4 protein-coding genes are annotated in these 2,471 nt (G+C 60.3%); 2 read left to right on the forward strand and 2 right to left on the reverse strand.

What is annotated here, in order from left to right; all coding sequences use genetic code 11:
• Positions 1–316: GNAT family N-acetyltransferase (locus AC1DT3_RS17920; protein ID WP_477466585.1), on the forward strand; the 316-nt coding region annotated here is incomplete at its 5' end.
• A gap of 77 nt (positions 317–393) precedes the next feature.
• Here AC1DT3_RS17920 and AC1DT3_RS17925 read toward each other — a convergent pair.
• A complete protein-coding gene (locus AC1DT3_RS17925; protein ID WP_477466586.1) occupies positions 394–849 on the reverse strand; it encodes a PaaI family thioesterase in 456 nt (151 codons plus the stop codon).
• A 325-nt stretch (positions 850–1,174) separates the two neighbouring features.
• Between AC1DT3_RS17925 and AC1DT3_RS17930 the strand changes: the two genes are divergently transcribed.
• Positions 1,175–2,083: an MBL fold metallo-hydrolase gene (locus AC1DT3_RS17930; RefSeq protein ID WP_477466587.1), complete on the forward strand. Its 909-nt coding sequence runs from the start codon at positions 1,175–1,177 to the stop codon at positions 2,081–2,083.
• 78 nt (positions 2,084–2,161) lie between these two features.
• Here the strand turns inward: AC1DT3_RS17930 and AC1DT3_RS17935 are convergent.
• The coding region (locus tag AC1DT3_RS17935) for a hypothetical protein (protein WP_477466588.1) at positions 2,162–2,471 on the reverse strand (310 nt) is incomplete at its 5' end.

Consider the following 2,471-nt stretch of genomic DNA (forward strand, 5'->3'; position numbering starts at 1 on the left):
CTATTATGTGGCTCCTGATCAACCCGGCAGCGTCGCAATCGGGTTCACCTTCCTGAACCACGCCTTCTGGGGCGGTGGAACGAATTACCAGCTCAAACGGCTCATGCTCGGGCATGCCTTCGAGACATTTCGGCAGGTGTGGTTTCACATCGCTCCAACCAACATCAGATCGCAGAAGGCGACGGCCAAACTCGGCGCCGAACACGTCTACGATGCGACACTGGACCTGGCGGGAGTCTCAGCACCTTGGATGTGCTTTCGCTTGAGTAGAGATGCCTGGAACCGAGTGATCGAACACAAGGAGATGCGGGATTGAAGTGAGTGGGAGTAGCCGTTTGCCTCTCGTTCGAGCTTCGGCCAACGTTTGGCAGAGGCTGCGTCGATCCCAGCCACCTAGTCGGCTACCCCTTCGCGACCTTCCATCGTCATCAAGGTTGCAGTGAGAAGGGCAACGAGCCTTTCTTCTCCGGCAGTTTCCAAAAAGACTTCCGCTTGCGCCAAGGTCAATGTCCGGCCGGCCTTGACGACGCGCCCTCTCGCCACAATGCGCTCTCCGGCCGCGGGGGCGACAAGATTTATCTTGAACTCTGTGGTCAACACGCCGGCACCGGGGGGCATGAGGCTGAGCGCGGCATAGCCGGCGGCAGTGTCTGCAATGGCCGCCACGGCGCCCGCGTGCACGAGGCCATGCTGTTGGGAGATGCAAGGCCTCGCCACCAGCGCAATATCAACCGTTCCCGGCGAGACTTGCAGAATTGATGCACCTAGGGTGCTCATCAGCCCTTGCTTGTCGAAGCTTGCCTGGATGCGGGCTTTGAAGGCTGGGTCCTTCGGTGTGGGTATGCTCACGGGTTTCTGCCCTCATCGCGAACTGCCAACCAACCGTAAGCCAACTTTTCGCAATCGGACAATCTTGCTCGCTCGGCTCAGCGACTTCGAGCCGAACGCTCGTAAGCCTCCTGCTGGGTCTTGCGCTAGGCTGTCCTGAAAGCCGCAACCGGCTGAAACGTCGCCCCCCGTCACCGACTACCCCGTTTTTTCCTCGCGAGGGGCGCTTAGAGGGATAGGGAGGGCGCGGGAGCCTCGCTATCGTTGTGTAGATCCCGATGGTCTCGTGCGGCCTCATTGCGCCGACGCCCTGAGACCGCACAAGGGCCGCATGGAGGAATCAAGCATGCCCACCACCAAGCCGTTGCTTCGCGGGCAGCCCGTCGTAAAGGGGTTCTTCGAGAAGCGGACCAACAGCGTCCAGTATGTCGTCTCCGACCCGCAAACGAAACGCGCTGCCATCATCGATCCCGTTTTGGATTTCGACCCGAAATCGGGCGCCACCGCAACCACGTCGGCCGACGAATTGCTGGACTATGTGGAGCGCGAAGGACTCACGTTGGAGTGGATCCTCGATACGCATCCGCATGCCGATCACTTCTCGGCCGCAGGATATCTCAAGGACAGAACCGGCGCGCCAACGGCCATCGGCGAAAAGGTGGTCGAGGTACAGAAGCTCTGGAAAGGACTCTATGATCTGCGCGAGACGTTCCTCACCGATGGCTCGCAGTGGGATCGCCTCTTTGCCGATAACGAGCGCTTCACCATCGGCAATATGGACGTGGAAGTCATGTTCACGCCGGGCCATACGCTCGCCTCGATCGTCTACGCCGTCGGCGATGCGGCGTTTATCCACGACACATTGTTCATGCCCGATGGCGGCACGGCGCGCGCGGACTTTCCGGGCGGTTCGGCGCATGCGTTGTGGAACAGCATTCAACGCATCATGGCGCTCCCCGACAACACGCGCCTGTTCACGGGACATGATTACATGCCGGGTGGCCGCGAACCAAAATGGGAGAGCACGGTTGCCGACCAGCGGCGGGAGAACAAGCACCTCGTCGCCGCAAAGACGCAGGACGATTTTGTGTCTCTTCGCGAGGCCAGAGACCGCGAATTGCCAATGCCGAAGCTCATCCTGCATGCGTTGCAAGTAAATATCCGGGGCGGGCGCTTGCCTGAGCCAGACGACAACGGAAAGTGCTATCTGAAGATACCGCTCAACACGCTCAACACCGCACCTTGGGGTGACTGACGCAAGCCGCCTGACGAGCTGTGGTGTGAGTTGTGCGTCGATCTCTTGCGTGCAGACCAGCGCTTCGACACGCGCCCATCATCCGCCGGCGGCGTGGGAGGGCGTCGAGTAGCTTGCGAGGGCAGCGGCGGCCGGTGCTGTGGCCGGATTCGTTCCGCGACTTTCTTCGACACGCACGCGGGCGACCCACAAGACAACGGAGAAGAAGACCAAGGACGTGAGGATGTAGGTGAAGAGAGCGCCTTTATACTCGGGCCAATAGACGAACACGCCTACGATCGCCGTGAAACCTGCGAGCAGGGACAGAACGAGGATCAGGAAGAAGGTGATCGTCCGGCTCGACCGCGTCCACGTGAAATCGAATAAGAGGATGACGGAAACGGCGAAG

The organism is Microvirga sp. P4_G7 (genome assembly GCF_056401005.1).

Coding starts and splice junctions, on each gene's coding strand:
- AC1DT3_RS17930 (WP_477466587.1), top strand. CDS start 1,175: ATGCCCACCACCAAGCCGTTGCTTCGCGGGCAGCCCGTCGTAAAGGGG.